Source organism: Pseudomonas sp. 3296, assembly GCF_031456615.1.
Taxonomy (GTDB): domain Bacteria; phylum Pseudomonadota; class Gammaproteobacteria; order Pseudomonadales; family Pseudomonadaceae; genus Aquipseudomonas; species Aquipseudomonas mucoides.
This window is the reverse complement of the sequence record NZ_JAVDUY010000008.1, coordinates 59,382-75,136: the sequence shown is the minus strand read 5'-3', so window position 1 is coordinate 75,136 and position 15,755 is coordinate 59,382. Positions and strand designations below refer to the sequence as shown.

The following is a 15,755-nucleotide window of genomic DNA, read 5'->3' as shown; positions in this document are numbered from 1 at the left end:
GCAAGAAGCGACCCGCACATGACCGATCTGACGCTTTATCACAACCCGCGCTGCTCGAAATCCCGCGGTGCGCTTGAACTGCTCGAAGCCCGTGGCCTGACCCCGACCGTGGTCCGCTACCTGGAAACCCCGCTGGACGCCGCGCAAATCCAGGGCCTGCTGGCCAAGCTCGGTCTCAGCGCCCGGCAACTGCTGCGCACCGGTGAGGACGAGTACAAAACCCTCAACCTGGCGGACAGCAGCCTGAGCGAAGCGCAATTGATCGCCGCCATCGCGGCGCACCCGAAACTCATGGAACGGCCGATTCTTGAAGTCGGCGACAAAGCCGTCATCGGCCGCCCGCCAGAGCAAATCCTGGAGTTGCTGCCGTGAGCGCGCCGTACATTCTGGTTCTGTATTACAGCCGCAGCGGCTCGACCAATGAAATGGCCCGGCAAATTGCCCGTGGCGTCGAGCAGTCCGGGATGGAAGCGCGCCTGCGCACCGTGCCGGCGATCTCCACTGAATGCGAAGCGGTGTCGCCGGACATTCCGGACGAAGGCGCGCTTTACGCCAGCCTCGACGACCTGAAGAACTGCGCGGGCCTGGCCCTGGGCAGCCCGACCCGTTTCGGCAACATGGCCGCGCCACTCAAGTATTTCCTCGATGGCACCAGCAACCTGTGGCTGACCGGCGCGCTGGTGGGCAAGCCGGCTGGCGTGTTCACCTCCACGGCGAGTCTGCACGGCGGCCAGGAAACCACATTGCTGTCGATGATGTTGCCGCTGCTGCACCACGGCATGCTGATCACCGGCTTGCCTTACAGCGAGTCGGCGCTGCTGGAAACCCGTGGCGGCGGCACGCCATACGGCGCCAGTCATCACGCCGGGGCCGATGGCAAAAGCGGTTTGAATGAACATGAAGTGGCGCTGTGCCGGGCCTTGGGCCTGCGGTTGGCGAAGACTGCGCAAAAGCTGGGGAACTGACGTGGCCAAGAAGCCGAAGATTCTGCCGTCCATTGAATGGCTCGAACCGCGGGTCCAAGCGATGCGCGTCATCAGCCTGCTGTGCTTTTTCGGTCTGGTGGGGCTGTTGTGCGCCTACTACCTGGTGTTCGCCGACCTGCATGGCGCGCGGCCATGGGTGATTCTGCTGATTGAGCTGGTGCCGCTGCTGTTGCTGGCGCCAGGGATGATCATCGGCAGTGCCCGCGGGCATTCGTGGATGTGTTTTGTGGTGAACCTGTATTTCATCAAGGGCGCGTTGGCGGCGTATGACCCGAACCGGCAGCTGTTTGGGTTGCTGGAGATGGGGGCGAGCCTTGCAGTCTTTTGCTCGGCATTGTTGTATGTGCGGTGGCGGTTTCAGCTCAATCGCAAGCTTGCCGGTGAAGGTGAAATTTCCGTCGCCTGATCTGACGCCGTCGCGAGCAGGCTCGCTCCCACCAGGACCGCGGGAACCCTGTGGGAGCGAGCCTGCTCGCGAATGCCGCGACTCGGTCTTAATGATTGACGGTGTAAGCCAGCATCATCGAAATCTGGCTCATCGCCCGCCCGCCACTCTGTTCATGCCACTGGTTGAACACATCCTGCACCAAGGCCAGATCGCGCAAACTGGTCGGCACCTTGTCGACGATCTTCTGCGCATTCAACGCCGCGACCACGTCGTAGCTCGGCACAAACGTGTCCTTGCCGACCATGCGCAAGAAACGCGGCGCCGACAACCCGCCCAATTGATGGCCGCGCTTTTTCAGGTAGGTCCACAGCCCGACAATATCCGTCACCGGCCAATCGGCAATCAATGCACCGAAGCTGCCCTTCTCGTGCGCGACGTCAAGAATGAACTGCGCATTGCGCGGCACGCTCTTGAGCTTGCCCAAGTGGCGGATGATTCGCGCATCCTGCATCAAGCGTTCGAGGTGCTCGGCACTCATCAGCACCACTTTTTCCGGGTCGAACTTGAAGAACACTTCTTCGAAGGCCGGCCACTTGGCGTCCACCAGGCTGTGCTTGAGGCCGGCGCGGAAGACCCGAAGCGCCATGATCGAGAGGTAGCGGTCGTCGCTGATCTTGCGCAATTGTGCCGGGGTTTTCGGAACGGGCAGATGGGCTTCCAGTTCAGCTGCTGAACCGAAGCGGTTCAGACAGTATTCGTGCAGCCACTTGTAATCGCGCATGCCCTCTCCTGGAGGTTGAAGCAAAAGACAATTGCAGGAGTGAGCCTGCTCGCGATAGCGGTGTGTCATTCAACGTTGATATCGACTGACACGACGCTATCGCGAGCAGGCTCGCTCCTACAGTTTCTGATTAGAGGTTGACCACATTGACGAACCGCGAAGCGGCGGTTTCGTCGATCTTGAGGCTGGTGAAATCAAACAGGTTGCGATCCGCCAGTTGAGACGGCTGCACATTTTGCAGGCTGCGGAAAATGCTTTCGGTACGGCCCGGGGTCTTGCGTTCCCAGTCTTGCAGCATGTCCTTGACCACCTGACGCTGCAGGTTTTCCTGAGAACCACAGAGGTTGCACGGGATGATCGGGAATTGCTTGAAGTCCGAATAGGCCTGGATGTCTTTTTCGTTGCAGTAGGCCAGCGGACGGATCACCACGTTGCGCCCGTCGTCGGCGCGCAACTTAGGCGGCATGGCCTTGAGCGAACCGTTGAAGAACATGTTGAGGAAGAACGTCTCGACGATGTCGTCACGGTGATGACCGAGGGCCATTTTGGTCGCGCCGATTTCGTCGGCAAAGGTGTACAGCGTGCCGCGACGCAGCCGCGAGCACAGCGAGCAGGTGGTCTTGCCCTCCGGGATCAGTTCCTTGACCACCGAGTAGGTGTCTTTCTCGACGATGTGGTACTCGATGCCCAGTTCCTTGAGGTAGGCCGGCAGCACGTGCTCCGGGAAGCCTGGCTGCTTCTGGTCCATGTTCACGGCCACGATCTCGAACTTGATCGGGGCGACCTTCTGCAAGTGCATCAGCACGTCGAGCATGGTGTAGCTGTCCTTGCCACCGGACAGGCAGACCATGACCTTGTCGCCGTCTTCAATCATGTTGAAATCGGCAACAGCCTCACCAGCCTGACGGCGAAGGCGCTTTTGCAGTTTGTTCTGGTTAACCGTGAGAGTGCCCATGACGCGAATCCGTGAGGTGTGACGAAAGGCCGGCATTTTACGCAAAAACTTCGCTCTTGTGGCGAGCGCCCCACAGGGACTTATGTCGACAGACCCGTCGGCGATTAACAGTGATCTTTACAGCGCGATTTGCTCTAAGCCCCTATCACCTGTACGGGTAAGTCCTTTCTATACTGCGACATAAGGTCGCATTTAAATCCAGACCTTTACTTACGTGGCCACTTTGGCCTGTAGGCGCTCCACCGGGGGGCGACGGTAAAAACAAGAGGAGTGACTGGCATGATCCATCACGTAGTGGGGCTTTTCACCCACCCCGACCAGGAATGGAAAGAAATCCGTGGCGACCAAGAGGAAAGCATCAGCCACATGTACCTGACTCACACGCTGATTCTGGCGGCGATCCCCGCCGTGTCCGCGTTTATCGGCACCACGCAGGTCGGCTGGGTAATCGGCAGCCGCGCCCCCGTGATGCTGACGCATGAAAGTGCGCTATGGATGACGATCATGTCTTACGTGGCGATGCTCTGCGGTGTTGCAGTCATGGGGGCGTTCATCCACTGGATGGCTCGCACTTATGACGCCAACCCGAGCCTGGCCCGTTGCGTTGCGTTTGCGACCTACACCGCAACCCCGCTGTTCATCGGGGGTCTGGCGGCGCTGTACCCACACATGTGGCTGGGGATGATCGTCGGGACGGCGGCCATCTGCTACACGGTGTACCTGCTGTACGTGGGGCTACCCACTTTCATGAACATTCCATCAGACGAGGGGTTCCTGTTTTCAAGTTCGGTGCTTGCGGTAGGCCTGGTGGTGCTGGTGGCCATCATGGCGTTCACAGTCATTGTCTGGGGACTCGGCGTGGGGCCGGTCTATACGAATTAATGGTTCTTTCCACCCAAAAACAAGATCTGCCAATACAGGCCGCCGCAAGGCGGCCTTCTAATGTCGGGGGCGACGACCATTCGGCGCCTCGGCGATTCGCAAGACTCCAGGGTTGCGGCATACTCGACGTCTCTGGAGATCCATCAAGCATGCCCGAGCAACTCAATACCCGCGTCGAAGACTGTTACCAACTGGCCGAATCCTTTTTCAAACGAACTTTCAAACGCCCCGTGGTGAGCCTCAAGCTGCGCGGTCAAAAAGCCGGTGTCGCGCATTTGCACGAGAACCTGCTGCGCTTCAACCCGCAGCTGTACCGGGAAAACACCGAAGACTTCCTCAAGCAGACCGTGGCCCACGAGGTCGCGCACTTGATCGCTCATCAACTGTTTGGCGACCGCATCCAGCCGCATGGCGAAGAGTGGCAACTGATCATGCGCGGCGTGTACGAACTGCCACCTAATCGCTGCCATACCTATGACGTCAAACGCCGCAGTGTGACGCGCTATATCTACAAATGCCCATGTGCGGACAGCGATTTTCCGTTTTCGGCGCAGCGCCATGGTTTGGTAAGACAGGGACGGCGATATTTGTGCCGGCGTTGCCGGAGCACGTTGGTGTTCAGCGGGGAGATGCGGGTCGAGTAACCTTTGAGGCCCTGTCAGCCGCTAGATAACCACCTTGGCACGCCGCAAATCTTCGATCCGCTGCGCACTAAACCCCAACTCCCCCAACACCTGATCCGTATGCTGCCCCAGCGCCGCGCCGATATGCCGTGGCTCAGGCAAGCCATCCGAAAACTTCAACGGACACGCCATCTGCGCCTGCGTAGAACCATCCCCTCGCGGAACCTCAGTCACCACTTCCCTCGCCTTCAGCTGTGGATGCGCAATCGCCTCGCCCAGACTCAACACCGGCTCGACACACGCATCCAGTCCAGCAAACAGCCCACACAACTCATCAAAGTCATGTTTCTCGAACTCAGTCTTCAACGCGTCCTTGAGCTTTTTCTGGTCCGCAGGCTTTGGCGACAAGCCCAAGGGCGACAACTCCTCCAGCCCCAGCGCCGTACACAGTTGCTTCATGAACGCTGGCTCCAGGCTGCCCACCGATAACCAGCGCCCATCCCGTGAACGGTAATAGTCATAGAAGCTGCCGCCATTGAGCATCTGGTCTTCCCTGCCCGGCTCAACGCCGCAGGCCAGATACCCGGCGCCGGCCATGGCGTTCAGGCTGAACGCGCAGTCAGTCATGCTCACGTCCAGGTGCTGGCCCTGCCCGGTCTGCTGGCGGGCGATGACCGCCGCGAGCAGTCCGATGACCCCATGCAGCGAGCCTCCGGCGACATCCGCCACCTGCATGCCCAAGGGCAGCGGCCCGCTGTCGGCGCGACCGGTGTAGCTCGCCAGCCCCGCCAACGCCAAATAGTTGATGTCGTGACCGGCGCGGTCTTTGTAAGGGCCGGTCTGGCCATAACCGGTGATCGATACATAGATCAGCTTTGGATTGATCGCCTTCAAGGCTTCATAACCCAGTCCCAACCGCTCCATAACGCCGGGACGGAACTGCTCCAGCACGATGTCGTAGTCGGCCAGCAACTGCTTGATCACCTCCAGCGCCTCGGGTTGTTTGAGGTCCAACGCGAGGCTGCGCTTGTTCCGATTGAGGTAGGCGTGACTCGCGGAAACACCCTGATCATGCGGCGGTAGCACCCGCAGCAGATCCATGCGGGTCGGCGATTCGATGCGCAACACCTCGGCGCCCATGTCCGCCAGCAACAACGAGGCAAACGGCCCCGGCAACAGTGTCGAAAAATCCAGAACCTTGAGTGATGCCAATGGCCCGAGCATGAGCGATCTCCGTGAACGATGTCTCCAGCCTAGGCAGCCGATCGCATTGCAGCAATCACCCGAAGTGTCAGCAAAGGTGACCGTTACGCTCAAATCCCGGGCAAGAAAAAACCCGCCGAAGCGGGTTTTTCATTGCAACGCGTGTTACTTGACGTTGCTTGGGGTCGGGCCTTCAGCCACGCCCAAGTCGTCTTCTACGCGCTCGTCGGAGATACCGCGACCGCCCGAAGCCAATTCAGCGTGCATCACGTCAACGTCCAGTTCCTTGACCCACTTGGCCACGACCAGGGTGGCAACGGCGTTACCCACCAGGTTGGTCAGGGCGCGGGCTTCGGACATGAAGCGGTCGATACCGAGGATCAGCGCCAGGCCGGCAACCGGCAAGTGCCCGACGGCGGACAAGGTAGCGGCCAACACGATGAAACCACTACCGGTCACGCCAGCAGCGCCTTTGGAGGACAGCAGCAACACCACCAACAGAGTGATCTGGTGAGTGATGTCCATGTGGGTGTCGGTCGCCTGAGCGATGAACACAGCCGCCATGGTCAGGTAGATCGCGGTGCCATCGAGGTTGAACGAGTAACCGGTCGGGATCACCAGACCCACAACGGATTTCTGCGCGCCCAGGCGTTCCATTTTGATCAGCATGCGTGGCAGTACCGATTCCGAAGAAGAAGTACCCAGCACGATCAGCAGTTCTTCACGGATGTAGCGAATGACTTTGAGAATGCTGAAGCCATGAGCGCGAGCAATACCGCCCAGCACGACCAGTACGAACACGAGGCACGTGATGTAGAAGCACGCCATCAACTGCCCCAGCTGCACCAGCGAGCCGACACCGTAGGCGCCGATGGTGAACGCCATGGCGCCGAAGGCACCCAGTGGCGCGAGCTTCATGATCATGTTGATGATGTTGAACATCACGTGAGCGAAACGATCGATGAAGTCCAGCAGCGGGCGGCCGTAGGAGCCCAGGCGATGCAGAGCGAAACCGAAGATCACCGAGAACATCAGCACTTGCAGGATATCGCCGGTGGCGAACGCACCGAAGATGGTGTTCGGGATTACGTTCAGCAGGAAGCCAACCACGCTTTGATCAGCGCCAGCGGCCACATACTGAGCCACTTTGGAAGCGTCCAGTGTGGTCACGTCGATGTGCATGCCGTTGCCCGGCTGGACGATGTTGACCACCACCAGACCGACCAGCAAAGCGATGGTCGACACGATTTCAAAGTACAGCAGCGCGTAACCGCCGGTCTTGCCGACCGATTTCATGTCCTGCATGCCGGCGATACCGCTGACCACGGTGCAGAAGATGATCGGGGCGATGATCATTTTGATCAGTTTGATGAACCCGTCACCCAGCGGCTTGAGGGCCACGCCGGCCTGCGGATAGAAGTGACCGATCAAAATGCCGATGATGATGGCAACGATCACCTGGAAATACAGGGATTTATACAGTGGCTGACGAGTCGTCATTGCAAAGTTCCTCAAGAGTGCCTGGTGACAACATCCACCTGTTGTTCCATGACACCTGAATTGCGAACCCTCCTGCTTCTGGAGGGATTTGTTTTTCGAGCTGCGCGACGGCAGGCATCTGCTCGTTGTATCGCAAGGCGCGTGCCACCTTCGCCGAAATCCCGGCAAGCCTTTTGACATAAAGGGCTGCAGGTTTTTCTTCGTCACCGACCGGCGACACGGATGTGGCGGATTTCCGCCCATCCACCCAACCTCGTCCTGCAAATTGGCGGATATCCGCCTTGTTCGTTAACAGTCCGCGCGGCTACCATCCGTCGTTCAATGGACGGACCTGCCTTCTATGCGCGAACGCACCATCGCCAGTCATTTCGCCCGTGCCGCCCTTGGTGGCGCGCGCCGGCTGGGTTATGACTATTCAGACCTGTTGCAGCAACTGGGCATCAGCCCCGAGCTGCTGGACGAGCCGCGGGCGCGTATCGCGCCGGAGCAGTTCACCCGTTTGATCCAGGGTCTGTGGCTGGCACTGGACGACGAATACCTCGGCTTCGGGCCGGTCCCGAGTAAAACCGGGAGCTTCGCCATGATGTGCCACGCCGTGATCCACTGCCGCAATCTGGAAAAGGCACTGCATCGCGGCTTATTGTTTTATAGCTTATTCCCCGATGGTCCGCGCCTGACCCTGGCCCACGAAGGCGAAATGATCCGCCTGAGCCTCGATGATTCGAAGTTCCAGGACCCGGACCATTTCCTCACTGAAAGCCAATTGATGGTGTGGCACCGCCTCGGCAGCTGGCTGATCGGCCAGCGCATGCGCCTGGAGCAGGCAACGTTCAGTTATCCAAGACCCGAACACGGCGCCGAATACGACTTGCTGTTCCCCTGCCCGATGGTGTTTTGCGCCGAGCAGAGCAGCCTGCTGTTTCACAGCCGTTACCTGAACATGCCGCTGTTGCAGGACGAACGCACCCTCAAACACTTCCTCGAACACTCCCCCGCCGACCTGCTGTCGCGCCCGGATGACGGCGACAGCCTGAGCAGCCAGCTGCGCCGTTTGCTCAGCCGCGACAGTGCACGCTGGCCGGACCTTGAAGCCGTAGCCGCACATATGCACATCAGCCCGCAGACCTTGCGTCGGCATTTGCGTGAGGAAGGCTCGAGTTTTCAGGAGTTGAAGGATCAGCTGCGGCGGGACATTGCGATTTATCACCTGAGCCGGGCGGATCTGTCGTTACAGCAGATTGCCGAGCAACTAGGGTTTTCCGAGCCTTCGGCGTTTCATCGGGCATTCAAGAAGTGGACCGGGTTGACGCCTGGGGCTTATCGCGCGCAAGAGAACTGATTTTTTGCGTTGAATTGACTGGCCTCTTCGCGAGCAGGCTCGCGAGGAACGATGACACGGTCTACCTGACTCAATAACTGCTAAGGGGGACTGTCAGATATTTTGTGTGCGGGCCTCATCGCGAGCAAGGCCACCCCCTAAACCACCGGAAAATGAATCCGGAACGCCGCCCCGCCCATCGGCGAATCCCCCAGCGTCAGCTTGGCGCCGTAGCTCTCGATAATGTCCTTCACCACAGCCAACCCGATCCCCTGTCCCGGGTGCTGGCGATCCAGCCGCTCGCCCCGTTGCAGGATCCGCGCGCGCTGATCTGCCGGCACACCCGGCCCATCATCCTCGACACACAATTCAATCCCGCTCAACGTTTCACGCACGCTGATACGTACTTCGCCAAGGCACAATCGATAGGCGTTTTCCAGCAGGTTACCCATCATTTCCAGCAACGCACCCTGCTCGATCGGCACATAACACGGCTGCGGCAGATCGAAGGCCACACGCACGCGTTTGTCGCGGTAGACCTTGTCCAGCGTGTCGCACAGGCTTTGCAACACCGGTTGCAGCCGCACCTGGTGGCGTACCAGACCGCTTTTGCGCAGGCTGGCGCGTTGCAGTTGATAGCTGATTTGTTGGCTCATGCGTTCGATCTGGGTTTGCAACACCCAGGCCTGCTCGCGGTTCTCCGGGCGCTGGGCCATGTCTTCGCTGACGCCTTGCAACACGGTCAGCGGGGTTTTGAGGCTGTGGGCGAGGTCGTCGAGGGAGTCGCGATAACGGCTGCGCTGTTCACGTTCGCTGTGCAGCAAGCGGTTGAGAGAGCCGGTCAGGCGTAGCAGTTCGCGCGGGTGCTGTTCGCTGAGGCTTTCGAGGGTGCCGCTTTCGATTTCGTCGAGTTCCTGGCTAAGCCGGCGCAACGCCTGCAAGCCCCAGGTCAGGCCGATCCACAGCAGCGACAGCAGCACCAGTAAGGCCGCGCCGAAACCGAGGTAAAGGTTTTCGCGCAGGCCTTCAAGGGTGTTTTCGTACTCGCGCACCGGTTGCAGCGTGACGATGCTGAACGCCGCGCTTTTGCCCCCGAGCAGTTTGACTTCGACGTCATAGACGAAAAATTCCTGCCCATTGGCCTCGCGAATCCGCGCGAACTCATTGCCGCGGCCGTCGTAACGCGGCTTGTAGTTGATCGGCTCTTGCCCGGTGGCCTTCGACCGCCAGACCAGATGACCTTCGCGGTCGAAGATGTAGCCGAGCAAACGGCTGTCGGTCAGGTTGAAGCGCTCATCGGGCAATTGAGCCGGCATTTGCAGGGAGTTGTTTTCAACCCGTGCGGCGGAAATCAGCGTGGTGACGTCCGAGGCCAGGCGTTGCTCGATCGAGTCCTGCAATGCCAGGCTGAACGCGCCCTGCATCGCCGGCAGCAACGCCAACATGAACAACACCGCCAACAGCGTGGCGGCGAGCATCAAGCGAACGCGAAGGGAACGAATCAAGTGCAGCGCTCATTGAACAGATAGCCGAGGCCGCGCACGGTGTCGATCGGTTTAAACCCGGCCGGGCCTTCGAGTTTGCGGCGCAGACGACCGACCAGCACTTCGATGACGTTCGGATCCCGCTCGTCGTCATCGGGATAGAGCTGTTCCATCAAGCGGTCCTTGGCCACCACTTGCTGATGATGACGCATGAGGTATTCGAGAATCCGGTACTCATAGGCGGTCAGCGCGAGTGGCTGGTCATCAAGGGAAGCTTGCTTGCGATTGAGGTCCAGCAGCAGCGGCCCGGCGACGATAGTCGACTGGGTGAAACCGCTGGAACGGCGCAGCAAGGCATTCAGGCGCGCATCGAGTTCTTCGAACTGGAACGGCTTGACCACGTAATCGTCGGCGCCGGCGGCCAGGCCTTCGACCTTGTCCTGCCAGTTGCCGCGCGCCGTGAGGATCAGGATCGGAAAGGTCTTGCCCTGCGCGCGCAGTTGACGGATCAGGTCGAGCCCGCCCATGCCCGGCAGGCCGAGGTCGATCACCGCCAGGTCAAAGTTGAACTGTCCGGTCTGGTACAGCGCTTCTTCGGCGTTGGCCACGGATTCGACCACATGGCCGCTTTCGGTCAGGCGAGTTTGCAGGTGATGGCGCAACAGCGCTTCATCTTCGACGACCAGCAGTTTCATAACGCTCTCCCGGGCAAAACGACATCTCCAATGGCACAACGGTCAGGACAGATCATAGCGGCCCATCAGGTCTTGCTGATTGAGTTTAATGCCATTGTGCGAGACCGACACATTGGCGTAACCGGCGCGGTAATCGGCCGGGGTTGCGGGTTGGCCCAAATGCGTGCTCCAGGCACTTTCCTGACCCACGGTGCTGACCGTGCTGAAGCTGTTCAGTGTGAGGGATCTTTTGACCCTCTCGTTGGTCTTCCCAAGAGCAAGGCTGGCAATGATGTCATCGGAGGCAAGCGCGGCGGTGCTGGCGCTCAGAACGGTGAAAGCCAGAATCAGGTTTTTAAAGCCAGTCATTAGGGAATGTCCTCATGCGCAGGTGCTTTGGGTACGAAGCTACCTTACTGACCTGCCCCTGAACTGGCCCTGAACGCAGACTGAACCTGAGCTGAACCAGATTGACCCGGCTATTCTGATGACTCAATTGCAGGAGATCCGACCATGCGCGTATTCCTCGCCCTCTGTTTGCTGGTGTTGAGCGGGCTGACTCAAGCCGCCATCAAGACTCAGGAAATTCCCTATCAAAGTGCCGACAGCACAAAAATGATCGGCTATTACGCCTACGACGACGCCATCAAGGGGCCGCGCCCCGGCGTGGTGGTGGTACATGAATTCTGGGGCCTGAATGATTACGCCAAGCGCCGCGCCCGTGACCTCGCCGGCCTGGGCTATAGCGCGCTGGCCATCGACATGTATGGCGGCGGCAAGAACACTGAGCATCCAAAGGACGCGATGGCGTTCATGCAGGCAGTGCTCAAGGACAGTTCGGCGGCCGCCGTGCGCTTTCAGGCCGGGCTTGAGCTGTTGAAGCAACAGCCACAAACCGACGCGAATAAAGTCGCTGCGATCGGTTACTGCTTCGGCGGCGGTGTGGTGCTGAACGCGGCGCGCCAGGGTGCCCCGCTGCTGGGAGTGGTGAGTTTCCACGGCGCGCTGGCAACCAATACGCCAGCCCCCCCTGGCAGTGTGAAGGCGAAAATCCTGGTGGAACATGGAGCGCTGGACAGTATGGTCACGCCGGATGCCGTGGCGGCGTTCAAGGCTGAAATGGACAAGGCCGGCGCCGACTATACATTCGTCAGCCTGGAGGGCGCCAAGCACGGGTTCAGCAATCCGGATGCGGACCGGTTGAGCCATGGCGATCATGGTGGGCCGGATATCGGGTACAACAAGGCGGCGGATGAGCGTTCGTGGGCGGATATGCAGGCGTTTTTCAAAAGGATATTTGGTTAGTCAGGAGGACCGCGGTGCGGCCATCCAGACCTTTGCACTACCCAGCCCGCGAGCAACCCGGCAAAATGCCCGCCATGAATCCCGCCCCCGCCCTTCCCGTCTGCTGCACCCCACTCGACGTCCATTGGCCGCTGCCGTTTGTGCTGCCCGATACGGTGTTGCTGAGTACCCACTTCGACAGTTCGCAACTGGCCAGCGATGATTTCCGGCGCAGCGCCATCGAGCCGCCGGCGAGCATTCAGCGCTCGGTCGCCAAGCGCCAGGCCGAATTTCTCGCCGGACGGGTGTGCGCCAGGGCCGCGCTGCAACAATTGGAAGGCCTGAGTTTTATCCCGGCCATCGGCGAAGACCGGGCGCCAATGTGGCCCGCGCACATCGCCGGCTCAATCACCCACAGCACCGGCCGGGCAGCGGCCATTGTCGCGAGGAAAACCGATTGGCGCGGGTTGGGGATGGACCTGGAAAACCTGCTCAACCCGGAACGGGCCGAGCGCCTGGCCGGGGAAATCCTCACGCCGCCGGAGTTGCAACGCATGACGGCCGGTCGTCGCGATGATCTGGCGCTGCTGGTGACGCTGACGTTTTCGGTGAAGGAAAGTCTGTTCAAGGCGCTGTACCCGATCGTTCAGCAGCGCTTTTATTTTGAACATGCCGAGGTGCTGGAATGGACCGAGGCCGGTGAGGTGCGGTTGCGGTTGCTGACGGATTTGTCTGGCGAGTGGCGCAATGGCACGGAGCTGGAGGCGCAGTTTGGGGTGATGGATGGGCAGGTGTTGAGCCTGGTCAGTATCAAGGCCTGAGGATGTGAGGAGCCAAATCGGGCCTGCTCGCGATGGGGCTGGAACAGGCGCAAACAATCTCAGCGCTTTTCCTGATTGCGCGGCCAACTCAGACTGAAACAGGCCCCGCCCAGACTCTTGCTCTTGCTGATCAACGCCCGCCCGTCATGCCAATGGATGATCCGCCGCACAATGGACAACCCCAACCCATGCCCGCCCGACGCCCGGGTACGGCTGTCGTCCAGGCGCAGGAACGGCGTGAAAATCCGCTCCCAGGCCAACTCCGGCACACCCGGCCCGTCATCCTCGACGTCCACCCGGCAGCGTTGCTGCCCCACCTGATAACTCACGGTCACCCGCGACGAGGCGTGGCGCATGGCATTGCTGACGAGGTTCTGGATGGCCCGATGCAAGTAACGTGGTTCAGCCTCGACCCAGGCGTCATCGCAATCTGCCGCCGACAGGCATAACCCGCGCTGCACCGTAACGTCGGCGCGTAACGGCGCCAGTTCTTCGATCACTTGATTGACCAATGCATCAAGGTCGATCCGCTGGAAATTCAGCGCAGGCGAGCCCTGTTCCAGTCGCGCGTAGGTCAGCATCTCATCGACCAGTTTGTCCAGGTCTTCGATGTCGTGGTCCATGCCTTCGCGGTATTTTTCCAGCTGTTGCGGCGTGGTGGCCGAGCCGATCATCTCCAGGCCAAAACGCAGGCGTGCCACCGGTGTGCGCAGCTCGTGGGACACCGCGCGCACCAGTTCACGCTGGATCGCCAGTAACTGTTGCAAGTGCTCGGCCATGCCGTTGAACGCCGCGGCCAGTCGCCCCACCGAGTCGGCACCTCGCGCCGGTACTCGGGTTTCCAGGCTGCCCTTGGCGATACGCGTGGCGGCCGCTTCCAGACCGCGCAAACGCCGCTCCAGTTGCCGCACCAGCAGGTAGACGATCAAACCGATCAGGCTCAATCCGAGGGCTGCGATCAACACCAGCCATTGCGGTGGATAAGGATTCATCTGGTACAGCGGGCCGATCTCCAGCACCCACGGCGTCCCGACCATGCCGGCGAACACCCGGATCGAGTCACCGCCCTTGCCCAGCGCCATCACCGTATCGCCCTCGGACACCCGGCGGCTCTGGTCTTCGTCCATGTCCGCCTGCTCGACCTTGACCAGGCGCAAGTCGAATCCAAACCCCTTGTCTTCTTTCAACAACGCCAGCCGCTCGGGCTGCTCCGCCACCGGGTAGCGCACCAGTTCATCGACCAGCAGATAAATAGTGGCGCGTGCCAGTTGCTCGCTGATCTGCTGCACCTCCCCCGTCAGCACAAGCTGTTCCTTGTCGCTGACCAGTCGATAAACCTTGGCCGCATGCGGGCCGGTCTGTTCCACCAGCGCCTGCCCGCGCAGCACACGGGTGCGCTGGGTGAGGTCGAGGTCAGTCTGGGCAAACGTGGTCAGCGCCAATGGGATCCCCAGCAATCGTTCCCAGACCAGCAACGCGCGATGTCGCTCGGTTTCGTTCATCGGCTTGAGGTTGTCGGCCATCAACGAAAACGTACCGTGGGCCAGACGCTCCCGGTATTGCTCGCTGCGCACCTCGTTGAGCAGATGCAACGCCAGCACGCCCAGCACCGCGACCAAAATCAACGCCGCACACATGCCGCCATAAATACGCAGGAAGATCGAATTCACAGTGACGGGTCTACGCAAGCTTCGGGAACAAACAGATAGCCCTTGCTGCGGATGGTCTTGATCAGTCGCGGGTGCTCCGGGTCATCGCCGATTTTCGGACGGATGCGCGAGATGCGGACATCGATGGAACGGTCCTGGCCGTCGTAACCGATGCCGCGCAACGCAGTGAAAATCTCTTCCCGGGACAGGATGCGCCCGGCGTTGGCCACCAGCAGCCAGAGCAGGTCGAACTCGGCGCTGGTCAGCTCGATGCCGTTGTCATGCAGCCAGGCTTCACGCAACGCGTTGTCCACCACCAATGGGCCGAACTGCAGACGCCGCTGTTTTTCCGGGGTGGCCTCGGGGGCTTCGCTACGGCGCAACAGGGCCTGGATGCGCGCCAGCAACAGGCGTGGGCGAACGGGTTTGCACACGTAGTCGTCAGCTCCGAGGTCGAGGCCGAGGATCTGGTCGGTGTCGTCGGTGCGGGCGGTGAGCATCAGGATCGGGCCGTCATACTTGTCGCGGACCTTGCGGCAGATGCTCAGGCCGTCTTCGCCCGGCAGCATCAGGTCGAGGATCACCAGGTCCGGTTTCTCCTTAATGATGCGTGCCGCCGCCAGCGCACCGTTGCCTTCGATCGAAACGCGCAGGCCATTGGCTTCCAGGTAGTCGCGGGTCAGTTCGGCCAGACGCTGGTCGTCCTCCACAATCAATACCTGCCAGGCTTCTTGCTCCACGGTGACCTCTGCTTGCCAACAACACTTATAAGGAAGATCCGCCCGTCTTTTTGTAATGATTGGGGAGGATAAGAATGCGTAACCATGGGGCGATTGTATAAACGCCGCCCGTCGAGAACACAAGCCGGTAAATGCGTTCGGACAACCCGGATTTTTGTGATAGGGTTCGCGCCCTTAAAAATCCAAATGGCCGTTTTCAGTCGTTGAAATTCGATGAAAAACGGTGCGCTCCAGCTAGGTCGCGGCCTACACGCCCGTTCCACCTTTCACGCACAATTTACGCACAGGTTTATCCACAGGTAGTACGTTGCAACACCCTCCAAAACGCATTATCTTGTACCTCGGCGCCAAAAAAACCCTACATGTAGGGTTTTAGCTTAAAAGCCCAACCACATTTCAGACCAGAAACTCAAGCGCTTTATTGCCTGTTTATGGTTGAACCAAGCACGATTTTACAAGCCCAAACC

General features: G+C 60.1%; 17 protein-coding genes. 8 read left to right on the top strand and 9 right to left on the bottom strand.

Going from position 1 to position 15,755, the window contains the following annotated elements; translation table 11 throughout:
* Positions 1-18 precede the first annotated feature (18 nt).
* From arsC to J2X66_RS22185, 3 genes are read left to right on the top strand one after another with little or no spacing between them, the layout of a single operon-like run.
* Positions 19-372: an arsenate reductase (glutaredoxin) gene (arsC, locus tag J2X66_RS22195; protein ID WP_310268538.1), complete on the top strand. Its 354-nt coding sequence runs from the start codon at positions 19-21 to the stop codon at positions 370-372.
* Positions 369-965, top strand: a complete 597-nt coding sequence (wrbA, locus tag J2X66_RS22190) for an NAD(P)H:quinone oxidoreductase (protein ID WP_027923973.1) — start codon at positions 369-371, stop codon at positions 963-965. Before arsC ends, wrbA begins: the two co-directional genes overlap by 4 nt.
* 1 nt (position 966) lies before the next feature.
* Positions 967-1,392, top strand: a complete 426-nt coding sequence (locus J2X66_RS22185) for a DUF2069 domain-containing protein (protein WP_310268534.1) — start codon at positions 967-969, stop codon at positions 1,390-1,392.
* Positions 1,393-1,480: 88 nt separating this feature from the next.
* Here the strand turns inward: J2X66_RS22185 and J2X66_RS22180 are convergent, their stop codons facing one another.
* Positions 1,481-2,155 (bottom strand): DNA-3-methyladenine glycosylase I, encoded by a 675-nt coding sequence (locus J2X66_RS22180; RefSeq protein ID WP_310268531.1) that lies wholly within the window; start codon positions 2,153-2,155, stop codon positions 1,481-1,483.
* A gap of 130 nt (positions 2,156-2,285) precedes the next feature.
* Positions 2,286-3,110 (bottom strand): tRNA 2-thiocytidine(32) synthetase TtcA, encoded by an 825-nt coding sequence (gene ttcA / locus J2X66_RS22175; RefSeq protein WP_027923970.1) that lies wholly within the window; start codon positions 3,108-3,110, stop codon positions 2,286-2,288.
* Between the two features lie 279 nt (positions 3,111-3,389).
* On the opposite strand from ttcA, the gene J2X66_RS22170 reads away from it, so the two are divergent.
* Entirely contained in the window at positions 3,390-3,992 is a 603-nt protein-coding gene (locus tag J2X66_RS22170; protein WP_310268528.1) for a Yip1 family protein, read from the top strand.
* A 149-nt stretch (positions 3,993-4,141) separates the two neighbouring features.
* Complete coding sequence (locus tag J2X66_RS22165; RefSeq protein ID WP_027923969.1) at positions 4,142-4,636, top strand: SprT family zinc-dependent metalloprotease; 495 nt, start codon at positions 4,142-4,144, stop codon at positions 4,634-4,636.
* Between the two features lie 21 nt (positions 4,637-4,657).
* On the opposite strand, the gene J2X66_RS22160 is transcribed toward J2X66_RS22165, so the two are convergent.
* Together J2X66_RS22160 and J2X66_RS22155 are read right to left on the bottom strand one after the other, a co-directional pair.
* Positions 4,658-5,839, bottom strand: coding sequence for a CaiB/BaiF CoA-transferase family protein (locus J2X66_RS22160; RefSeq protein ID WP_310268524.1), 1,182 nt, complete (start codon positions 5,837-5,839; stop codon positions 4,658-4,660).
* Positions 5,840-5,983: 144 nt separating this feature from the next.
* Positions 5,984-7,318 carry a dicarboxylate/amino acid:cation symporter gene (locus J2X66_RS22155; protein ID WP_027923967.1) on the bottom strand — a complete coding sequence of 445 codons (1,335 nt, stop codon included), beginning with the start codon at positions 7,316-7,318 and terminating at the stop codon, positions 5,984-5,986.
* Between the two features lie 340 nt (positions 7,319-7,658).
* On the opposite strand from J2X66_RS22155, the gene J2X66_RS22150 reads away from it, so the two are divergent.
* Positions 7,659-8,657, top strand: coding sequence for an AraC family transcriptional regulator (locus J2X66_RS22150; RefSeq protein WP_310268521.1), 999 nt, complete (start codon positions 7,659-7,661; stop codon positions 8,655-8,657).
* 137 nt (positions 8,658-8,794) lie between these two features.
* Here J2X66_RS22150 and J2X66_RS22145 read toward each other — a convergent pair whose 3' ends face one another.
* Genes J2X66_RS22145 through J2X66_RS22135 form a run of 3 tightly spaced genes read right to left on the bottom strand, consistent with a single transcriptional unit; the run spans position 8,795 to position 11,163 of the window.
* Positions 8,795-10,141 (bottom strand): ATP-binding protein, encoded by a 1,347-nt coding sequence (locus tag J2X66_RS22145; protein ID WP_310268518.1) that lies wholly within the window; start codon positions 10,139-10,141, stop codon positions 8,795-8,797.
* Positions 10,138-10,815 (bottom strand): response regulator, encoded by a 678-nt coding sequence (locus J2X66_RS22140; protein ID WP_310268515.1) that lies wholly within the window; start codon positions 10,813-10,815, stop codon positions 10,138-10,140. The genes J2X66_RS22145 and J2X66_RS22140 overlap by 4 nt, the downstream gene beginning before the upstream one ends.
* Positions 10,816-10,857: 42 nt before the next feature.
* A complete protein-coding gene (locus J2X66_RS22135) occupies positions 10,858-11,163 on the bottom strand; it encodes a hypothetical protein (RefSeq protein WP_310268513.1) in 306 nt (101 codons plus the stop codon).
* A gap of 144 nt (positions 11,164-11,307) precedes the next feature.
* Here J2X66_RS22135 and J2X66_RS22130 point away from each other — a divergent pair, with 144 nt between their 5' ends.
* Both J2X66_RS22130 and J2X66_RS22125 read left to right on the top strand, forming a co-directional pair.
* The gene (locus J2X66_RS22130; RefSeq protein WP_310268509.1) at positions 11,308-12,099 is read left to right on the top strand and encodes a dienelactone hydrolase family protein; all 792 of its coding nucleotides are present in this window, start codon (positions 11,308-11,310) and stop codon (positions 12,097-12,099) included.
* Positions 12,100-12,173: 74 nt separating this feature from the next.
* Positions 12,174-12,899, top strand: coding sequence for a 4'-phosphopantetheinyl transferase superfamily protein (locus tag J2X66_RS22125; RefSeq protein WP_310268506.1), 726 nt, complete (start codon positions 12,174-12,176; stop codon positions 12,897-12,899).
* A 59-nt stretch (positions 12,900-12,958) separates the two neighbouring features.
* Here J2X66_RS22125 and J2X66_RS22120 read toward each other — a convergent pair whose 3' ends face one another.
* The gene (locus J2X66_RS22120) at positions 12,959-14,569 is read right to left on the bottom strand and encodes an ATP-binding protein (protein WP_310268503.1); all 1,611 of its coding nucleotides are present in this window, start codon (positions 14,567-14,569) and stop codon (positions 12,959-12,961) included.
* The gene (locus tag J2X66_RS22115; RefSeq protein ID WP_027923958.1) at positions 14,566-15,288 is read right to left on the bottom strand and encodes a response regulator; all 723 of its coding nucleotides are present in this window, start codon (positions 15,286-15,288) and stop codon (positions 14,566-14,568) included. The genes J2X66_RS22120 and J2X66_RS22115 overlap by 4 nt, the downstream gene beginning before the upstream one ends.
* Positions 15,289-15,755: the final 467 nt, after the last annotated feature.

Coding starts and splice junctions, on each gene's coding strand:
- ttcA (WP_027923970.1), bottom strand. CDS start 3,110: ATGGGCACTCTCACGGTTAACCAGAACAAACTGCAAAAGCGCCTTCGC.
- J2X66_RS22180 (WP_310268531.1), bottom strand. CDS start 2,155: ATGCGCGATTACAAGTGGCTGCACGAATACTGTCTGAACCGCTTCGGT.
- J2X66_RS22135 (WP_310268513.1), bottom strand. CDS start 11,163: ATGACTGGCTTTAAAAACCTGATTCTGGCTTTCACCGTTCTGAGCGCC.
- J2X66_RS22125 (WP_310268506.1), top strand. CDS start 12,174: ATGAATCCCGCCCCCGCCCTTCCCGTCTGCTGCACCCCACTCGACGTC.
- J2X66_RS22160 (WP_310268524.1), bottom strand. CDS start 5,839: ATGCTCGGGCCATTGGCATCACTCAAGGTTCTGGATTTTTCGACACTG.
- J2X66_RS22170 (WP_310268528.1), top strand. CDS start 3,390: ATGATCCATCACGTAGTGGGGCTTTTCACCCACCCCGACCAGGAATGG.
- J2X66_RS22130 (WP_310268509.1), top strand. CDS start 11,308: ATGCGCGTATTCCTCGCCCTCTGTTTGCTGGTGTTGAGCGGGCTGACT.
- J2X66_RS22165 (WP_027923969.1), top strand. CDS start 4,142: ATGCCCGAGCAACTCAATACCCGCGTCGAAGACTGTTACCAACTGGCC.
- arsC (WP_310268538.1), top strand. CDS start 19: ATGACCGATCTGACGCTTTATCACAACCCGCGCTGCTCGAAATCCCGC.
- J2X66_RS22140 (WP_310268515.1), bottom strand. CDS start 10,815: ATGAAACTGCTGGTCGTCGAAGATGAAGCGCTGTTGCGCCATCACCTG.
- J2X66_RS22150 (WP_310268521.1), top strand. CDS start 7,659: ATGCGCGAACGCACCATCGCCAGTCATTTCGCCCGTGCCGCCCTTGGT.
- J2X66_RS22155 (WP_027923967.1), bottom strand. CDS start 7,318: ATGACGACTCGTCAGCCACTGTATAAATCCCTGTATTTCCAGGTGATC.